The sequence below is a fragment of the Flavobacterium sp. N502540 genome, assembly GCF_025947365.1.
Classification (GTDB): domain Bacteria; phylum Bacteroidota; class Bacteroidia; order Flavobacteriales; family Flavobacteriaceae; genus Flavobacterium.
Map to the genome: position 1 here is coordinate 2,440,470 of NZ_CP110012.1, position 18,891 is coordinate 2,459,360.

General features: G+C 36.1%; 15 protein-coding genes. 14 read left to right on the plus strand and 1 reads right to left on the minus strand.

The window, feature by feature from the left end; all coding sequences use genetic code 11:
* Positions 1-20 precede the first annotated feature (20 nt).
* From ruvA to OLM58_RS10600, 14 genes are all read left to right on the plus strand, one after another.
* Entirely contained in the window at positions 21-602 is a 582-nt protein-coding gene (gene ruvA, locus OLM58_RS10535) for a Holliday junction branch migration protein RuvA (protein ID WP_264526340.1), read from the plus strand.
* A gap of 25 nt (positions 603-627) precedes the next feature.
* The gene (gene sprA / locus OLM58_RS10540) at positions 628-7,851 is read left to right on the plus strand and encodes a cell surface protein SprA (RefSeq protein ID WP_264532240.1); all 7,224 of its coding nucleotides are present in this window, start codon (positions 628-630) and stop codon (positions 7,849-7,851) included.
* Positions 7,852-7,939: 88 nt separating this feature from the next.
* Positions 7,940-8,320, plus strand: coding sequence for a glycine cleavage system protein GcvH (gene gcvH / locus OLM58_RS10545; protein ID WP_026110132.1), 381 nt, complete (start codon positions 7,940-7,942; stop codon positions 8,318-8,320).
* Entirely contained in the window at positions 8,313-8,696 is a 384-nt protein-coding gene (locus OLM58_RS10550) for a VanZ family protein (RefSeq protein ID WP_264532241.1), read from the plus strand. The genes gcvH and OLM58_RS10550 overlap by 8 nt, the downstream gene beginning before the upstream one ends.
* 377 nt (positions 8,697-9,073) lie before the next feature.
* Positions 9,074-9,817 carry a deoxyribose-phosphate aldolase gene (gene deoC / locus OLM58_RS10555; protein WP_264532242.1) on the plus strand — a complete coding sequence of 248 codons (744 nt, stop codon included), beginning with the start codon at positions 9,074-9,076 and terminating at the stop codon, positions 9,815-9,817.
* Positions 9,818-9,835: 18 nt separating this feature from the next.
* On the plus strand, positions 9,836-11,959 hold the full coding sequence (locus OLM58_RS10560; RefSeq protein ID WP_264532243.1) for an energy transducer TonB: 2,124 nt from the start codon (positions 9,836-9,838) through the stop codon (positions 11,957-11,959).
* A 160-nt stretch (positions 11,960-12,119) separates the two neighbouring features.
* Positions 12,120-13,022, plus strand: a complete 903-nt coding sequence (gene cyoE / locus OLM58_RS10565) for a heme o synthase (RefSeq protein WP_264532244.1) — start codon at positions 12,120-12,122, stop codon at positions 13,020-13,022.
* Positions 13,023-13,024: 2 nt separating this feature from the next.
* Positions 13,025-13,624 (plus strand): heme-copper oxidase subunit III, encoded by a 600-nt coding sequence (locus OLM58_RS10570; protein ID WP_264532245.1) that lies wholly within the window; start codon positions 13,025-13,027, stop codon positions 13,622-13,624.
* A gap of 42 nt (positions 13,625-13,666) precedes the next feature.
* Positions 13,667-14,653 carry a cytochrome c oxidase subunit 3 gene (locus tag OLM58_RS10575; protein ID WP_017497891.1) on the plus strand — a complete coding sequence of 329 codons (987 nt, stop codon included), beginning with the start codon at positions 13,667-13,669 and terminating at the stop codon, positions 14,651-14,653.
* 18 nt (positions 14,654-14,671) lie between these two features.
* Positions 14,672-15,022, plus strand: a complete 351-nt coding sequence (locus OLM58_RS10580; RefSeq protein WP_017497892.1) for a cytochrome C oxidase subunit IV family protein — start codon at positions 14,672-14,674, stop codon at positions 15,020-15,022.
* 78 nt (positions 15,023-15,100) lie between these two features.
* Positions 15,101-15,742, plus strand: a complete 642-nt coding sequence (locus OLM58_RS10585; RefSeq protein WP_017497893.1) for a hypothetical protein — start codon at positions 15,101-15,103, stop codon at positions 15,740-15,742.
* Positions 15,743-15,752: 10 nt separating this feature from the next.
* On the plus strand, positions 15,753-16,442 hold the full coding sequence (locus OLM58_RS10590; RefSeq protein ID WP_017497894.1) for an SCO family protein: 690 nt from the start codon (positions 15,753-15,755) through the stop codon (positions 16,440-16,442).
* Between the two features lie 2 nt (positions 16,443-16,444).
* Positions 16,445-16,984, plus strand: a complete 540-nt coding sequence (locus OLM58_RS10595) for a DUF420 domain-containing protein (protein WP_264532246.1) — start codon at positions 16,445-16,447, stop codon at positions 16,982-16,984.
* Positions 16,977-17,279 carry a hypothetical protein gene (locus OLM58_RS10600; protein ID WP_264532247.1) on the plus strand — a complete coding sequence of 101 codons (303 nt, stop codon included), beginning with the start codon at positions 16,977-16,979 and terminating at the stop codon, positions 17,277-17,279. The genes OLM58_RS10595 and OLM58_RS10600 overlap by 8 nt, the downstream gene beginning before the upstream one ends.
* Positions 17,280-17,350: 71 nt before the next feature.
* Here the strand turns inward: OLM58_RS10600 and OLM58_RS10605 are convergent, their stop codons facing one another.
* Entirely contained in the window at positions 17,351-18,757 is a 1,407-nt protein-coding gene (locus OLM58_RS10605; RefSeq protein WP_264532248.1) for a DUF4403 family protein, read from the minus strand.
* Between the last annotated feature and the right edge of the window lie 134 nt (positions 18,758-18,891).

Here is an 18,891-nt window from a genome sequence, read left to right on the forward strand (position 1 = left end):
TGACCTTAATAAATTATACTATGATAGCACATTTACAGGGGAAATTAGTAGAGAAAAATCCAACAGATGTCGTAATTGAGTGTGGCGGAGTGGGGTACCAGGTAAACATTTCTTTGCATACCTTTTCATTAATTCCCAATGTAGAAAATATAAAATTGTATACGCATCTTCAAATTAAAGAAGATGCGCATACATTATTTGGTTTTGTAGAAAAATCAGAGCGCGAAATATTCAGAATGTTATTGTCGGTTTCAGGAATTGGTGCAAACATTGCCAGAACCATGTTGTCATCAATAGAACCAAGACAAATTATCAATGCTATCGCCTCAGGAGACGTAGGCGTAATCCAGTCCATAAAAGGAATTGGGAACAAAACAGCACAAAGAGTTATACTAGATTTAAAAGAAAAAGTGTTAAAATTGTACGATTTGGACGAAGTTTCGGTTGTTCAAAACAATACAAATCGAGATGAAGCGTTATCTGCTTTGGAGGTTTTAGGTTTTGTTCGTAAAACTTCTGAAAAAGTAGTAGAGAAAATCGTAAAAGAAGACCCGGAAGCTACGGTGGAAACCATCATCAAAAAAGCATTAAAAAGCCTATAAAACCAATTTATTTAAACCAACTAGTATGCGTAAAATTTGTATTTTTTTACTGTTTTTATTTTGCGGTAATGTTTTGCGTGCGCAAGTAAATCCTACAGTTCAAGATACAACTAAAACACAATTCTCCGTTGGTAAAGTAGAAATAGGAAATCCGCCAAGCATACTTTCGGCCTATCGGTATGATCCTATAACCGATCGCTACATTTACACCAGTTCAGTAGACGGTTTTAATATCAATTACCCAATTGTATTAACGCCTAAGGAATACGAAGATTTAGTTTTGAAAGAATCCAGAAGGGATTATTTCAGAAAAAAAGCAGATGCTATTGATGGTAAAAAGTCAGGAAGTGAAGCCGCTAAAAAGAATTTATTACCGCGATATTATATCAATTCAGGACTTTTCGAAAGTATCTTCGGAAGTAATACCATAGACGTAAAGCCAACAGGGTCAGTAGAAATGGACTTGGGGATCCGATATACCAAACAGGATAATCCGGCTTTTTCACCAAGAAACAGATCCAGCCTTACTTTTGATTTCGATCAGCGAATCAGTATGAGTTTGCTGGGGAAAGTAGGAACCAGATTAGAGGTAAATGCTAATTATGATACCCAGTCTACTTTTGCCTTTCAAAATTTATTTAAACTTGCCTATACGCCTTCAGAAGATGATATTGTTCAGAAAGTGGAAGTAGGTAACGTGAGTATGCCTTTAAACAGTACCCTTATTCGAGGTGCCCAAAGTTTGTTCGGAGTTAAAACAGTCTTGCAATTTGGTAAGACAACCGTTACCGGAGTTTTCTCAGAACAGAAATCGCAAACCAAGAGTATAGTTGCAGAAGGTGGCGGTACCGTTCAGAATTTTGATTTGTATGCGCTGGATTATGATAATGACCGACATTTCTTCTTATCACAATACTTTAGAAACATATATGACGAATCATTAAGGGGTTATCCATTAATCAAAAGCCGTGTTCAGGTAACAAGAATAGAAGTTTGGGTAACCAACAAACAAAACAGAGTAGCAACCAACAACAATAACTTACGTAACATTATCGCGCTTCAGGATTTAGGTGAAGCTCAAATTACTGGCATACCTGATAATCAAGTTGTAGTTATAAGCAATTCTGTAGGTTTTTTTAATGCTAGTATTGATGCACCAACAAGAAATGATAACAATAAATACGATCCGGCTACTATTGGAAAACCAGGAGCCTACCTAAACTCTAATATTAGAGAAATCGTAACTGCAAAATCAGGATTTAATAACGCAAATACCAGCGAAGGAACAGATTATTCTGTATTAGAAAACGCCAGAAAATTAACCGCAAACGAATTTACTTTCAATCCACAATTGGGATACATTTCCTTACAGCAGCGTTTGGCCAATGACGAAATTTTAGCAGTAGCATTTGAATACACTGTTGGAGGAAAAGTATATCAGGTCGGAGAGTTTGGAAGTGATGGAGTTGACGGAACCGTAGTGACCGGAAACAACAATGCCAATAAAGCGATCATCACTCAGAGTTTAGTGTTGAAAATGCTGAAGAGTAATTTGACGAACGTTCAGAATCCGGTTTGGAATCTGATGATGAAAAACGTATACCAAATTCCTCAGGCGTATCAAATCAAACAAGACGATTTCAGACTAAACATACTTTATACAGATCCTTCTCCAATCAATTATATTTCACCGGTACCAGGAACAACATTCCCTGCAAATCCTACTGCAGATAATAAAGTAGAGCTGACGCCTTTGTTGAATGTCTTTAATCTGGACCGATTAAATTATAACAATGATCCGCAAGCCGGAGGAGATGGTTTCTTTGATTATATTCCGGGAATTACAGTAGACGTTCAGAATGCTCGAATTATTTTTAGTACCAAAGAGCCTTTTGGAGAGTTGTTATTTAAAAAGTTACAAAATACAGGTTCGGTTGAGAACTACGACGATCCAACGACCTATAATGCCAATCAGAAAAGATATGTGTTCAGAAACATGTACCGAAACACACAGTCCGGAGCTTTGCAGGACAGTGATAAGAATAAATTTTTACTAAGAGGAAAATACAAATCATCAGGAAGCAATGGTATTCCAATCGGAGCGTTTAATGTTCCGCAGGGATCTGTTGTGGTTATGGCTGCCGGAAGAAGACTGGTAGAAGGGATCGATTATAGTGTAGATTACCAATTAGGACGTGTTCAGATTTTAGATCCTTCACTTCAGGCTTCCAATACACCAATTGAGGTGTCATTGGAGAACAACTCAATTTTCGGACAACAGACCCGAAGATTTATAGGTTTCAATGTTGAACATAAAATTTCAGATAAATTTATTGTAGGAGGAACTTATTTGAAAATGAACGAAAGACCGTTTACTCAAAAATCAAGTTACGGTCAGGAATCTGTAAACAATACGATCTTTGGATTCAATGGGAATTACTCCACCGAAGTTCCTTTCTTCACCAGATTAGTTAACAAATTACCAAACATAGATACAGATGTTCCTTCCAATCTTTCGATAAGAGGAGAAGTAGCTTTCTTAAAACCGGATGCTCCAAAAGCCAGTGATTTCGAAGGTGAGGCAACCATTTATATTGATGACTTCGAAGGTTCTCAGTCTACCATCGACATGCGATCAGCGTATGCGTGGAGTTTGGCTTCGACACCATTTGTAAATTCTATCAATGACAATACTTTTAATGCCAATTCAACTACATTAGAATATGGCTTTAAACGTGCAAAATTGTCCTGGTATACTATCGACCCTGTCTTTTACGCTTCAAAACCATCGGGTATTTCAAATGATGATTTGTCATTAAATACCACGAGACGTATTTATAGCCGGGAATTATATCCAAATACAGATATTGCTCAGGGACAGATTCAGGTAGTGAATACACTAGACTTAACGTATTATCCGTCTAACCGCGGACCTTATAACAATAATCCGAATTTTGGTGCAAGTCCCGCCAGTTCTAATTTTGGAGGAATCATGCGTGCTCTAAATTCGACCAACTTCGAACAGGGGAATGTCGAGTACATCCAGTTTTGGGTGATGGACCCTTATGTAGGTAACGGAGAAGCAGCAGTTAATAATACCGGAAAAATTTATTTCAACTTAGGAGAAATCTCAGAAGACGTATTAAAAGACGGAAGAAAACAATATGAAAACGGATTAGGCCCGGATCAGATCATGGTAAACCCTAGACCGCTTTGGGGAGATGTTCCGGCATCACAATCTTTAATTTATGCCTTTGATAACAATGCAGGGAATCGTAGCAATCAGGATGTTGGTTTAGACGGTTTACCCAATGCGAAAGAAGCTCAAATATATACAAATTATGGTGGAGAGACAGATCCGGCCGGAGACGATTATACCTATTATCTAAATACTGATGGAGGCGTTTTAGAACGTTATAAAAATTACAATGGTACAGAAGGAAACTCTCCCGTAAGTATCGATTCCCCAAACCGTGGATCAACAACTTTACCGGATGTTGAAGATATCAACCGTGACAATACCATGAGTACAATTAATGCGTATTATGAATATAGCATCGATGTAAAACCGGGAATGCAGGTAGGGCAGAATTTCGTTACGGACATTCGTGAAGTAAGCAATGTTGAATTGCCAAACGGATCAACGACAACAGCAAGATGGATTCAGTTTAAAATTCCCGTTGCCCAACCGCAAAATACTATCGGAAATATTACCGATTTCAGATCGATTCGTTTCATGCGTATGTTCATGACTGGTTTTAGTAATCAGATGACTGTTCGTTTTGGAGCTTTGGATTTAGTGAGGGGAGAATGGAGAAGATTTACCGGTACACTTGATGCCAACGATACGAATCCGGCTGACGACGGAACGGAGTTTGATGTTGCAGCAGTAAACATTCAGGAGAATGGTACAAAATGCCCTGTGAATTATGTGGTACCGCCGGGTGTTCGTAGAGAGCAGCTGTATAATAACAATACCATTATCAATCAAAATGAGCAAGCCCTAGCGGTTAGAGTTAGCGGTTCAGGATTACAGTATCAGGATTCAAGAGCTGTTTTTAAGAATGTAAGTGTAGACATGCGTCAGTACAAAAAACTGAAAATGTTTTTACATGCTGAATCATTGCCAAACGAAAACACGTTACTCGATGATGAAATGGTAGGTTTTATCCGTTTTGGAAATGACTTTACACAAAACTTCTATCAGGTCGAGGTTCCTTTAAAAGTGACCAGAACCGGAGGGTCCTGTAGCATAAGTCCGGATCAGGTTTGGCTGGAAGAGAACAATATTGATTTAGCACTGGAGTTATTGACCCGAATGAAAATTAAGGGGATGACTATTGATATTAATTCTGATAAAAGAGATGTTAACGGGATTTATTATCCCGACGACGATCTAAGTGTTGGCGGAGGTGATGGAGACGGCAGATTAAGATTAGGAATCAAAGGAAATCCTAATTTTGGTTTAGTCCGAACTTTGATGGTGGGAGTTAAGAGTAGGGCAGATCATAAAACCATTAAAGGAGAGATTTGGTTCAACGAACTTCGAATGGCCGATCTGGAGAACAAAGGCGGTATGGCAGCAATTTTAAATATCGACACCAATATGGCAGATTTTGCTACCGTATCGGCTACCGGTAAAAAGAGTACCATTGGTTTTGGATCTTTAGAACAAGGAGCAAACGAGAGAAGCCGTGAAGATCTACAGCAGTATAATATTGTTACCAATTTGAATTTAGGGAAATTATTGCCACACAGATGGGGAATCAATTTGCCATTTAATTACGCAATTGGAGAAGAAGTTATCACACCGGAATACGACCCGTTCAATCAGGATATAAAATTAAAACAGCTGATTAAAGAAACGACTGATGAGGCAGAGAAAGAAAACATCAGAACCAGAGCTGTTGATTACACCAAAAGAAGAAGTATCAACTTTATCGGCGTAAGAAAAGACAGAGCACCGGAACAGAAACCGCATGTTTATGATGTTGAAAATTTCACCTTTTCACAATCGTACAATCAGGTAGAACGTCACGATTATGAAGTGGCAGATTACGTAGACGAGCAGTCGAATAGTGCCGTGAATTATGCGTACACCTTCCAGCCTAAAGAAGTGGTTCCGTTCAAGAAGACTAAGTTTATGAAGAAAAGTGAGTATTGGAAAATGCTGAGCGATTTTAATTTTAATTATTTGCCTTCAAATGTTTCCTTTAACACAAATATTTTGAGACAAAGTAACCGTCAGCAATTTAGAGAAGTGGAAGTACAGGGAATTGGTCTTGATCCGTTGTACAGACGAAACTTTGCCTTTAATTATCAGTACGGTTTTGGTTTCAATTTAACGAAATCTTTAAAAATTAACTATACAGCTGCATCCAATAATATCGTAAGGAATTTTCTAAATGATGACAATACACCAAAACAGGATTTTAATATCTGGGACGATTATTTTGATATTGGAACGCCAAATCAGCACGTACAGCAGTTAGTGTTGAATTATGATATTCCAATTCACAAAATTCCGGTACTAAGCTTCATCAAAGCAAATTATTCGTATACTGCCGATTATAGCTGGCAGCGTGCGTCGACTGCATTATCTGAATATGTGGATCCTGTCACTGGAAGTACGGTTGATTTAGGAAACACTATTCAGAATGCCAATTCGAATACGCTAACGACAACGCTTAACATGAACATGCTGTACAAGTATTTAGGATTAACTCCGGGGTCAAAAACAGGAGCAAAACCTAAAGCTGCTGCACCGCCAAAACCGGGAGAGAAAATTGTAAATACGGCAAAACCGGCTACCACTAGCAGTCCGTTTTATGACGGTATGATTGGTATTCTGACCAGTATAAAAAACGTTCAGGTCAATTATACCGTGAATAGTGGAACCGTTTTACCAGGGTATACACCGGGTATTGGTTTCTTCGGAACATCGAGGCCTACTCTAGGATTCGTTTTCGGAAGTCAGGACGACATTCGTTTTGAAGCGGCGAAAAGAGGATGGCTAACCACTTATCAGGAATTTAATCAAAGTTTTACTCAGGTAACCAATAAGCTCCTGAAAGTAACGGCGAATATCGATTTATTGCCTGATTTGAAAATTGACCTGAACATGGATCGTAATTATTCTGAGAATAATTCAGAGCAGTATAGTGTTGTTAAAAATAATGTGACAGGAGATTTAGATTATAAGGCTTTGTCACCTTATAATTATGGAATGTTCTCTATTTCGACAGTGCTTATAAAAACAGCATTTTCGACCAGCACCGCAACAGAGTCTGCCGCATTTGATGATTTTAGAAACAACCGTATGATTATAGCAAACCGTTTGGCAGAGGAGCGTTATGGTGCAGGAGCACCAATTCCGAGATACGGCGATGCCAATAATCCAATTCCGGCTCCGACAGATCCGAATTATAAAGTATATACTGCTAACGAAGGGTATCCGATAGGATTTACCAAAAGCAATCAGGCAGTTTTATTGCCAGCATTTTTAGCGGCCTATACGGGAAGTAGTGCATCAAGCAGTTCAACAGATATTTTCAGAAATTTCCCAATTCCAAACTGGAGTGTTAAGTACAACGGTTTAATGCGTTATAAATATTTCAAAGACAAATTCAAGCGTTTTTCTTTACAGCATAATTACAGAGCATCGTATACCATTAACCAGTTCAGATCGAATTTTGACTATATAGAGAAGCCTAACGGACAGGATGTCAATACTAATTTCTTTAACAAAACCATCATGTCTAATATTAACCTCGTAGAGCAGTTCAGTCCGTTAATCCGAATGGATTTTGAATTGAAAAGTTCATTACGTGTATTGACAGAGATTAAAAAAGACAGAGCTTTGTCTATGAGTTTTGATAATAATTTGTTGACCGAAGTAAAAGGAATGGAATATGTTGTGGGTCTGGGCTATCGTTTTAAAGATGTAATTTTCTCCTCAAGACTTGCCGATTCACCAACAGGAATTATAAAAAGTGATATCAATATTAAGTGTGACTTCTCGTATCGAAATAATGAAACCTTAGTGCGCTATTTAGATTATGACAACAACCAATTAGCCGCAGGACAAAATATATGGTCGTTAAAACTTACGGCAGATTATGCATTCAGTAAAAACCTGACTGCAATATTCTACTACGATCATTCGTTTTCGAAAGCTGTAATCTCGACAGCATTCCCTTTAACGAATATTAGATCAGGATTTACACTTCGATATAATTTTGGGAATTAATTTTTAATTTCTAAAGGGGATTTTATTAGAAGATTATTACATTTGTGCCTCAATTATTAAACTATCAATTTTCAAACACACAACTATTATGAGCATACCAGCAAATTTAAAGTACACAAAAGATCACGAATGGGTTAGCATCGAAGGAGATGTTGCAACAGTAGGAATTACTCATTTTGCACAAAAAGAGTTAGGAGATATCGTGTATGTTGAAGTAGAAACTTTAGATCAGAAACTTGACAGAGATGAGGTTTTTGGAACAGTTGAAGCTGTAAAGACAGTATCAGATTTGTTTTTACCATTAACAGGAGAAATCATTGCCTTCAATGAAAACCTTGAAAGCGAACCTGAAACTGTGAATTCTGATCCTTACGGAGATGGATGGATGATTAAAATTAAAATTGCTGATGCATCAGAAATTGATTCTTTATTGTCTGCTGATGCTTATAAAGAACTTATAGGTGCCTAAACAATTGCTCTTAATCTGGGCAATTATCTGCTCAGGAATCATTACTTATTTTTGTTTGACAGATTCCAGTAATATTCCGGCGATAAATTTTCCGAGTATAGATAAGATTGTCCATTTTTGTTTTCATTTTGGATTTACAATTTCCTGGATTTTGTTTTTCAAAAAAGAGCTGAAAGGAAAAGCACCGGACGATTACAAGGCCTATTTAATTTCATTTATATTTTCTGTTTTTTTCGGAATTACAATCGAAATTCTGCAAAGTGTTTTAACGGTTACACGAGCATCAGATGTAACAGATGTTTTAGCCAATGCACTTGGAGCTATTTTTGGCATCTTTGCCGCTATAGTTTTTAAAAAACAAATCGATAAAATTTAAGAATATAAAACCCACTTTGGTGGGTTTTTTTGTGCTCTAATCTTAACGCTTTCAAGGTTGGTCAGAACTTTGTGGCTTCGCGACTTTGCGAGCAATGTTATTTAGTCAGGAAAAAATGGATAAAAAGATTTCAGATTTTTGATTAACGATTTTTGATTTCAGATGTTTGAGAGGGTATAAAATTGATAATTGAACTATTGAGAAGCATTAAATCAAAAATCAGCAATCGTTAATTTTTATTCTAAAATCATCTAATTTAATGATGTTCCTTTGTTTTAGAGGAAACCTTCGTTGGCTTTACGTAAATCTTCTCAGCCTTTGTGGTTCATTCTAATTTTAAATGTATTTTTGCAGAATTCTCAGAACACGCACAAATCATGAATGTTAAGCAATATCTGGACTCTACTTATTTAAAAACAGCCTCCCAGGCAGGACTTTCGGAAGCAGAAAATACCCTTGTGGTTAAAAATGCTATTGAAGAGGCAATTCGCGAAGGTTTTAAACTCATCATGATTCGGCCCGAACAGGTGGTTTTGGCAAAAGAAATGATTCATAAAGCCAATTCGACTTTACTGATAGGTACCGTTATAGACTTTCCTGAAGGAGACTCAGATTTAGAATCTAAATTAAAAGAAGCCAACAAAGCAATAGAAGACGGAGCAGATGATCTGGATTTTGTTTGCAATTATAAGGCATTCAAAGAAGGGGATGTTGACCTGGTTAAACAAGAGATTTTAGTGGGAACACAAATTGGTCTTGCAAGCAATAAAACAGTGAAATGGATTATTGAAGTTGCCGCCTTAAATGATACACAGATAATTCAGCTTTCGGCATTGATTAAAAATGTAGTGATGTCTCATTTTAAAGAAGAAAACTATGGTTCAGTTTTCGTGAAGTCATCCACAGGATTTTATAAAACCGAAAACGATTTACCAAACGGAGCAACCCTTCCAACAATTATAATGATGCTGGAAAACGCATCGCCTTTGCCTGTTAAAGCTGCCGGAGGAGTTCGGTCTTATCAGGATGCCATAGAAATGATTCGATTAGGTGTAAAACGAATCGGAACCTCTGCTGCAAAAACAATTGCGGATGGAGGGAATACCTCAAATCAATATTAAATAAAAACCTAAATTTACGTGAATAAGATTGCCCTGTCTTTTATTTTAACCTTAACCGCTTTGTTTGCTTTTTCGCAGGAAAGTAACAATACTTCAATCAAGCCCGGTTTTACTGCAGAACAGTTTCCGGTTTTTCCAAACTGTGAAAATCTTCAATCCAAACAACTTGAAAATTGTTTTTATAAAGAAGTGCAGGATTTTGTATTTCAGAATTATCAGGTGCCTGAAAATCTAAAACAAGCCAACTATAAAGGAGAAGTAAAAGTGCTATTCGAAGTAGATGCAAATGGCGAGTTCAAAGTAATTTATGTAAACGCGTTAAACGATGCGTTATCAGAAGAAGCTAAACGTGTTTTTAAGAAGTTTCCCAAAATAAAGCCTTCGACCTATAACGGAAAAGCAACTTACTCCAAGTACACCATTTCGATCGATATTCCTTTGAAAAGTGCCGATCAGATTGCTCAGGAAGCATTGGCCGCTGCCCAAATTTTAAAGCCTATCGAAAAACCAATGACAGAATTGGATAGTATTGTGTATAAAAAATACAACAATCCGGAATTTGAAAGTCATTTGAGTATTCCGTTTTCACACAGTTATTATGCACAGTTTGATAAAGCAATGAATCAGGTGGGAAGTAATAATCATACCGCATCAAAGCCTTATACGTATGCTGAAGTTTCAAAATATTATAATTTAAAAGCAGTAAATCAATCCCTTCAAAAAAATGTTTCCACTTGGTTGGGAAGAAAATTCTGGAATGAAAATATGGTTCAGATTCAGGGAGAAGACTATTGGCTGTCCTTAAATCCTATTGTGGATTTACAAATGGGAAAAGCCTCAGATCTGGATGCTTCCTACACCTACGTAAATACACGTGCCTTAAATTTCAGAGGAGGATTAGGAAAACAAATCAATTTTACCACAACGATCTTTGAAAGTCAGGGACGATTTGCGGGTTATTATAATGATTTTGCCGAAAGCTTAAAACCGTCAGGAGGAAATCCGGCCATTCTTCCGGGAATGGGGATTGCGAAACGATTCAAAACAGATGCTTATGATTTCCCTTTAGCAGAAGCAAATATTACCTACGCACCAAGTAAATTTTTTGATCTGCAATTGGGTTATGGAAGGAATTTTATTGGTGATGGATACCGCTCATTACTTGAAAGTGACGGAGCAAGTCCGTATCCGTATTTTAAAATCAATACGACCTTCTGGAAAATAAAATACACGAATACTTACATGTGGCTCAAAGATGTTCGTCCGGATGTGACCTTGGAGAGAACTTATGCCACAAAATTCATGGCCAATCATTACCTAAGCTGGAACGTATCTAACAAACTGAACTTAGGTTTTTTTGAATCAGTAGTCTGGACCGATACAAATAATAGAGGTTTTGATATTAATTTTGTGAATCCAATTATTTTCTACCGTTCTGTTGAGTTTGCATCATCATCAAGAAGTGGAAATGCATTATTGGGAGTAACGTCTAAATACAAGTGGAGCAATAATATTAATTTGTATGCTCAGTTTTTATTGGATGAATTCTCACTAGGAGATATGAAAAGCGGAGACGGTAGTTGGAAAAATAAATTTGGATACCAGTTTGGAGCAAAATATTTCAATGCATTTGAAGTAAAAGATTTGCTGCTGCAGCTGGAATACAATCATGTGCGTCCGTATGTGTATGCACACAGTGCGGTGATCACTAATTACGGGCACAACAATCAGAGTATAGGGCACCAATGGGGAGGTAATTTTTCGGAACTGGTTGCAATCGGACGTTACCATAAAGGACGTTATTTTGCTGATGCGAAATTTACCGTTGGAAAAAGAGGTTTAGACTTTGATACCGCTGAAGATAGTTTTAATTACGGAAGTAACATTTATAAAAATTATGATGAGAAACGACCGTATGATAAAGGTGTAAAAGTAGGGCAGGGAAATAAAACAAACGTTTTTATAGCAGATATACAAGGGGGATACCTGATAAACCCGATGACTAATCTGAAACTGTTCGGAAGTTTTTTATATCGAAATTTTGATCCTACGAAAAATACACCCACAACTTTTAAGCAAAGTACCACCTGGTTTTCTATTGGATTGCGTTCCGATATCTTCAATTGGTATTTTGATTACTAGTGTTTTTAATAAGATTTTTTGATATAATAGTGTTAAAGATTTGCAAGTCCTTATTTTGTAAAGGTTTTATTGAAAAAAATCTAATTTTATAGGTCTAAATTCTACAATCTAATTTGTACATTTGCACCACTCAAAAAAAAACATACAAATAATTACTGTATTGAACACGACTAAAAATACATTTTCACTAAAATCAATATTTACCGATTTCAAAGAGATTACCAAAGCTGGTTTAGCAATCAGTGTATTGTTCTCTTCTGTAGCCGGATATTTATTGGGAGTTAATGAGGAACATCCTTTTAAATGGAGTGTTTTGGCAGTTTTGGCAATCGGTGGATATTGCATGGTTGGAGCTTCGAATGCATTTAATCAGGTGATCGAAAAAGATATCGATGCTTTAATGGACCGAACCAAAAATCGTCCGGTTCCTTCAGGGCGCATGTCTCCAAAAATGGCTTTGTTTGTGGCAAGTTTGCTTACTATTATTGGTATTGCCTTGCTTTACACCATAAATGCTAAGTCGGCTATGTTTGCCGCAATCTCCATATTCTTATACACCAGTATTTATACCCCTTTGAAAACGGTAACTTCATTGTCTGTTTTTGTAGGTGCTTTTCCGGGAGCAATTCCTTTCATGTTAGGGTGGGTTGCAGCTACGGGAGAATTTGGTATAGAAGCCGGAACACTGTTTTTGATTCAGTTTTTCTGGCAATTTCCTCATTTTTGGGCAATTGGCTGGTTTTTGTATGAAGATTATGAGAAAGCCGGAATCTTCATGTTGCCAACAGGAAAAAAAGATAAAGGAACCGCTTTGCAGGTTATTTTATATACAGTTTGGTTGATTGTTGCTTCGTTATTACCGGTTTTAGGATATACAGGGCAATTGTTTATCTCGCCAATAGCAGCAATTTTAGTGTTTTTGTTAGGTTTATGGATGTTGTTTTATGCAGTACGTCTGTATCAGTTAAGAACACCAAAAGCAGCGAGAACTTTAATGCTGGTAAGTGTTTCGTATATCTCGTTACTGCAAATCGTATTTATAGTAGATAAATTTTTAAGATAGTTATGGAAATGACAATGACAAAAACAGAAACGGCGGCTGAAGAGAAGCTAAGGGAAGCCAAATCGGCAAAACTTATCCTCTTGTTTGCAATGGTAAGTATGACCATGATGTTTGCCGGACTTACAAGTGCTTTTGTGGTAAGTAAATCAAGAGCCGACTGGTTGAAGAACTTTGAATTGCCAACGGCATTTTATTATAGTACAGCGGTTATTTTGGCTTGCAGCGTTACTTTTTACCTGGCTAAAAAAGCCATTCAGAAAGACAATAGAAGTGCTGTTACAGCTTTACTTTTGGGAACTTTAGCTTTAGGGATTTTGTTCGTGGTACTGCAATTTGCAGGTTTTGGACAAATCGTTGAAAGCGGGTATTATTTTACAGGAGAAGGTAGCTCAATTACTACAACATTTTTGTATGTAGTAACCGTGACACACTTGTTACACTTGGCTGGAGGATTAATTTCACTTTTAATTATAATTTATAATCATTTTAAACAAAAATACAATTCGACTCAAACTCTTGGTATAGAACTAGGTGCGATGTATTGGCACTTTTTGGATTTATTATGGTTGTATTTATTTTTATTTTTATATTTCTTTAAATAAGAAAAAAACGTAAATTTGGGAACTTTTTAACGAATATCTTTTATGGGAGCGACAGTAACTACTGCAAACAACGACGAAAAAACTTGGGGAGGCGGTCATGAGATCCAGCCATTAGGAGCAAGTTATGGTAAAATGATGATGTGGTTTTTTATCGTATCAGATGCCTTAACATTCTCTGGATTCCTTGCTGCTTATGGTTTTTCAAGATTTAAATTTATTGAAACCTGGCCTTTGGCTGATGAAGTGTTTACTCACTTTCCTTTTATGCATGGCGTTGCGGCACCAATGTATTATGTAGCCTTAATGACTTTTATTTTGATTTTCTCATCTGTAACAATGGTTTTGGCTGTTGATGCAGGTCACCAATTGAAAAAAACAAAGGTTGCAATTTATATGTTCTTAACTATTATTGGAGGTTTAATCTTCGTAGGTTCTCAAGCCTGGGAGTGGAAAAACTTCATTAAAGGAGAGTACGGAGCAGTTGAAACAGCAGGTGGAAGTTTATTACAGTTTGTTGATAAAGATGGTAAAAGAGTTGCTCTTGCTGATTTTGCGGTTAAATTACCGGAACAAAGAGAAGCTTTAACAAGAAGTCATTCAACATGGTTTATGGAAGATGCTCAGGCACAGCCAACCTATACAGTTGCAGAAATTCAGGCAGGTTTTAAAGCTCATCCTGAAGTTTTAATCAGAACAGAGCATCTTACAGACAAAAAGAAAAAAACAGTTTTATCAAGAGAAGAGTCTGAAGCTCGTTTAGCAAGTGCTAAATATGTTGTAGAAGGTGCTAATTTGATTAGAAACGAATACGGAAATAAATTATTTGCTGATTTCTTTTTCTTCATCACAGGATTCCACGGATTCCACGTATTTTCAGGAGTTATCATTAATATCATTATCTTCTTTAATGTATTATTAGGTACTTACGAGAAAAGAAGAAGCTACGAAATGGTAGAGAAAGTTGGTCTATACTGGCACTTTGTCGATTTAGTTTGGGTATTTGTATTTACAGTTTTCTACTTAGTTTAATTTTAGATTTTAATTATTATGTCACACGAGCACGTATCAAATACAAAAAGAATCTGGTTTGTTTTTGCATTACTATCAGTAGTAACTACAGTAGAGGTTATTTTAGGTATCTACAAACCTGCATCATTAGAGTTTAATCATTTTGTTGGCTTGAATTTATTGAACTGGATTTTTTACATCCTTACAATATTCAAAGCATATTATATAGTATGGGCATTTATGCACATGGAAGGTGAAAAAAGCAGCCTTAGATGGTCTGTTGTAGCACCGGTTATTTTCCTGGTATTATATTTATTGTTTATTCTGTTAACAGAAGGACATTATATTTATGGGGTTTTTAAAGATTCTACTATTAAATGGAATTTTTAACATGATATTAATTCGAAAAGAGTCCCGATAACATCGGGATTTTTTTATTTTTGTACCTCAATAACTTGTACAGATATAATGAAAAAAAATATAGTTCTTTTTGCTCTTTTTGTTTTGCCAATTGTAGCCTATTTGTTTTTTGCTTCAGGTGTCAACAGCTTTACTACACTTCCTGTTATAACGCCAAAAATTAAAGATTTCGGTGATTGGAAATCGCTGAACGGTAAGAAAGTTTTGCTGGATAAAAAGATTACGGTTCTTGGTTTTTCAGGATCTGAAATTTTAAGCAATCGGGGGAATTATTTTAACTTAAACGAAAAAATTTACAAACGCTATAACGGTTTTGAAGATCTTCAGTTTGTAATACTTTGCCCGTTGGGAACTGAAGCCGATGCTCAAAAAGTAGTAGATGCTCTTAAACCTTTTACAGACGTGAAAGGCTGGAACTTTGTTTTCGCTTCACCTGAAGAAATTCAAACATTCTACAATCAGCTAAAGTTAAAAGGAAAATTAGATCAGAATCTTGGAACTCCGAATGTTTTTATTGTCGATAAAGAAAGAAATCTTAGAGGAAGAAAAGATGCAGCTGAATATAAAGAAGGGTATGACACTTTTCATCCTTCAGAGTTAAGCAATGAAATGCTGGATGATTTTAAAATCATTTTATACGAATATCGTGCTGCTCTAAAAAAGAATCACAACGCAACAAAACAACTTTAATCTTTCTATCATGTTTAAGAATAAATCATATATCGGTATTTCGTTTATCATTTTAATTTTTGGAATTTATGCCGTTCCTAAAATTGTTGACAGAGTTAAAAACGGCGACATTGTAAAAGGGAACCGTCTGGACAATGTAGGATTGAAAACTTCAAAATCGGATGGTAAATTGATGAAAATTGGACCAGCGCCAAAATTTGAATTAACCAATCAGGACAATGCTAAAGTTTCGAATGATACTTACAAAGGAAAAGTGTATGTGTTAGAATTTTTCTTCACCACTTGCCCGTCAATTTGCCCGAAAATGAATTTAAGCATGCTGGAGATTGAAAAGACTTTTTTCGGAAATCCAAATTTCGGAATCGTATCCATCACAATCGATCCTAAACATGATACACCACAGGTTTTAAAAGAACATGCGAAGTTATTAGGCGTAAAATCTTCTACCTGGAATTTCTTAACGGGGGATAAAAATACGATCATGGAATTGTCTAATAAAGGATTCAATTTATATGCCGGAGAGAATGAAAAAGTGAGCGGTGGTTTTGAACATTCAGGTTTGTTCGCTTTAATTGATAAAGAAGGAAATATTCGTTGCAGAAAAGATGAATTTGGAAACCCAAATATCTATTATGACGGATTAGATAAAAAAGGAGTTAGAGACATACAGGAAGATATTAAAATATTATTAGAAGAGTAGAAATGGAAGATCATTCATTAGAGAAAAAATTCAGTAAGTTTATTGTTGCGGTTTCAATTGTAATTCCACTTGTGGTAGCCATTTTATTTGGAGTAAAATTGAAGGACTTAGGAATTGAAGTAGAACCGCTTTCGTTTCTGCCTCCAATTTACGCAACAACAAATGGTATTACCGCTGTAGTTTTAGTTTGGGCAGTACTGGCGATTAAAAATGGAAAACGTAAGCTTCATGAGCGCCTAATGACTTTTGCGATTGGACTTTCGGTAGCTTTTTTAGTAATGTATGTAGCGTATCACATGACCTCTGATTCTACTAAATTTGGTGGTGAAGGAGCAATTCGTTATATCTATTTCTTTATTTTGGTGACTCATATTTTATTGTCTATAGCCATTATTCCATTGGTATTGATTACGTACGTACGAGCATTAGCGAAACGCTTTGACAGGCATAAAAAAATTGCTAAAATAACATTCCCGCTCTGGTTGTATGTTGCGGTTACCGGTGTTGTAGTTTACTTAATGATTTCTCCTTACTATGCTTAAAATGGAAAATAGATTAAAGAATAAAGAAAATAGAAAAGCAAATAGAAGTAGGTTTGTGAATTTTTTATCAACGAAATACTTCTATATTCTGGTGTCTATTCTCTTTTCTTTGAGCGCAAATGCTCAATGTGCGATGTGTCGTGCAGCGCTTGGTGGAGATTCAAATGTTAAAAAAGCAGAAGCAGTAAATAATGGAATCGTATATTTAATGGTTATTCCGTATTTACTGGTGGCAGTAATAGGTGTTCTGATTTACAGAATGTACCAGTCAAAAAAGAAAAAAACAGATAATTAGTCAATTAGAAAATTAGATAATGTGGCAATTCTTTCATTATCTAATTTTCTAATTATCTCATTACCTAATTATTATTTCAAACCGTTAACTGAGACATTCACTGTACCGTTTATTTTGATAAAGGCAATAATGGCCTGATTGGTCAGCTGAATTTTATCAAACTGGATGTCTTCCATTTTTCCATTGACAAAAACACCCGGCATTGGAGAATAGTTTTTAAGATAAGCCGCCATGTTTTTCTTACCTTCCTCTAGATTGGGTTGTATCGAATAACGGCAACTCTCTTCCATTTTTCTTAAAACATATCCTTGACCCAGCCAGCTTGCAGTGCGCATTAACCTGCTTTTGGTATCTAAAACATAATCCAGTTTTTCAAAGTAAATTTCTTTAGTCTGAGGATTGTATTGAGGAAATCCGTTTAAATAAAGCGTTCCGTTTACAGAGCCTAAAACATCAAGAGCAATAACCATCTTTCCGTTTTTATGCCAGATGGATACATTTTTTACCGTCACTTTTTTGCTGCCCGAACCAAATTCCTGACCTGCAAAATTCTTCGTCATAATCTTTGAAGCATCAACATAGGTAGATATGGCAGCAATGTTTGCTGAAATCTGATTAGGAATTTTAGCGACAGGTTTCAATATGATTTTATTGGCACTGAATTTCGATTCAGGTTGTTTGCCTACGATGGTTTCCATGTTGCATTTCATTCCCATGTCCAGTAAAAACTGATCATTTTTTAATTTGGCATTTGTTGAATACACTTCAACAGGAACAATCCTAAGCCAGCTTTCATAAGTGTCACTCAGTTGAAAGGGAGTGCATATTTTCTCTAAAGCAGTTAAAACATTTGGTTTAAAATCCATCGATTTTTCGATAGCCTCATCTATTTTCTTTTCGATTTTTGATTTAAAAATAGAAATTGCCGGGTTTATCAGATAAGTAATAGGCATGCTTTTGCCAAAAACCTGCATGGTCGGACTTTCGCTCCAGTCTAATGATTTAAACTCCGTTTTAGTGTTTAATTTCCAATTTGTCAGCGCCACTTCACTGGAAAGGGTGATTATACCATTCAGATTAAACTCTCTGGTATCGTAAAGTTCAACACCTAGTCTTTTGGTACCGATTCGATATTTAATAGTGGCTTTTAAAGGCAGGATTGTTTTTATTTTCTTGTCTGGATTTGCGGGGTCATTTTGAATTTTTATAGGAGCCTGCTTCCAGATTTTCATTTCGATATCGTCGTCGTCGATCGTATTGTCTTCATAAATCAATCCGTTTAAAAGGGTATTGGTTTGATTTTCAATATCGCTAAGTTTTACTGTAATTGGTAAATTGATAAAGGAGGGATTTGCTTCGTAAACTAACGGACTTGCGTCATCCGGCTCCGGTTTTAGAGTTTCCAGTTTTTGGGCTGTAGAGCAGCCTGCAAGTACGGCAAGTAGCGTGAATAAGGAGATAATGGAAGAAAACTTCATCGTTATGATTTTTTTTTAGTCTGACAAAATTAAGAAAACAATTATATTATTGTAAAAATGTGTAACAATTAGCAAAGGTGTGAGTCTTATTCAGAGAAGTAGAGATAATTATTAACGTTTTCTTACCATAAAAA

Bases quoted from the DNA above. Each gene is read 5' to 3' on its own strand.
- ruvA (WP_264526340.1), top strand. From the start codon at position 21: ATGATAGCACATTTACAGGGGAAATTAGTAGAGAAAAATCCAACAGAT.
- sprA (WP_264532240.1), top strand. From the start codon at position 628: ATGCGTAAAATTTGTATTTTTTTACTGTTTTTATTTTGCGGTAATGTT.
- gcvH (WP_026110132.1), top strand. From the start codon at position 7,940: ATGAGCATACCAGCAAATTTAAAGTACACAAAAGATCACGAATGGGTT.
- deoC (WP_264532242.1), top strand. From the start codon at position 9,074: ATGAATGTTAAGCAATATCTGGACTCTACTTATTTAAAAACAGCCTCC.
- OLM58_RS10570 (WP_264532245.1), top strand. From the start codon at position 13,025: ATGGAAATGACAATGACAAAAACAGAAACGGCGGCTGAAGAGAAGCTA.
- OLM58_RS10575 (WP_017497891.1), top strand. From the start codon at position 13,667: ATGGGAGCGACAGTAACTACTGCAAACAACGACGAAAAAACTTGGGGA.
- OLM58_RS10580 (WP_017497892.1), top strand. From the start codon at position 14,672: ATGTCACACGAGCACGTATCAAATACAAAAAGAATCTGGTTTGTTTTT.
- OLM58_RS10585 (WP_017497893.1), top strand. From the start codon at position 15,101: ATGAAAAAAAATATAGTTCTTTTTGCTCTTTTTGTTTTGCCAATTGTA.
- OLM58_RS10590 (WP_017497894.1), top strand. From the start codon at position 15,753: ATGTTTAAGAATAAATCATATATCGGTATTTCGTTTATCATTTTAATT.
- OLM58_RS10595 (WP_264532246.1), top strand. From the start codon at position 16,445: ATGGAAGATCATTCATTAGAGAAAAAATTCAGTAAGTTTATTGTTGCG.
- OLM58_RS10600 (WP_264532247.1), top strand. From the start codon at position 16,977: ATGCTTAAAATGGAAAATAGATTAAAGAATAAAGAAAATAGAAAAGCA.
- OLM58_RS10605 (WP_264532248.1), bottom strand. From the start codon at position 18,757: ATGAAGTTTTCTTCCATTATCTCCTTATTCACGCTACTTGCCGTACTT.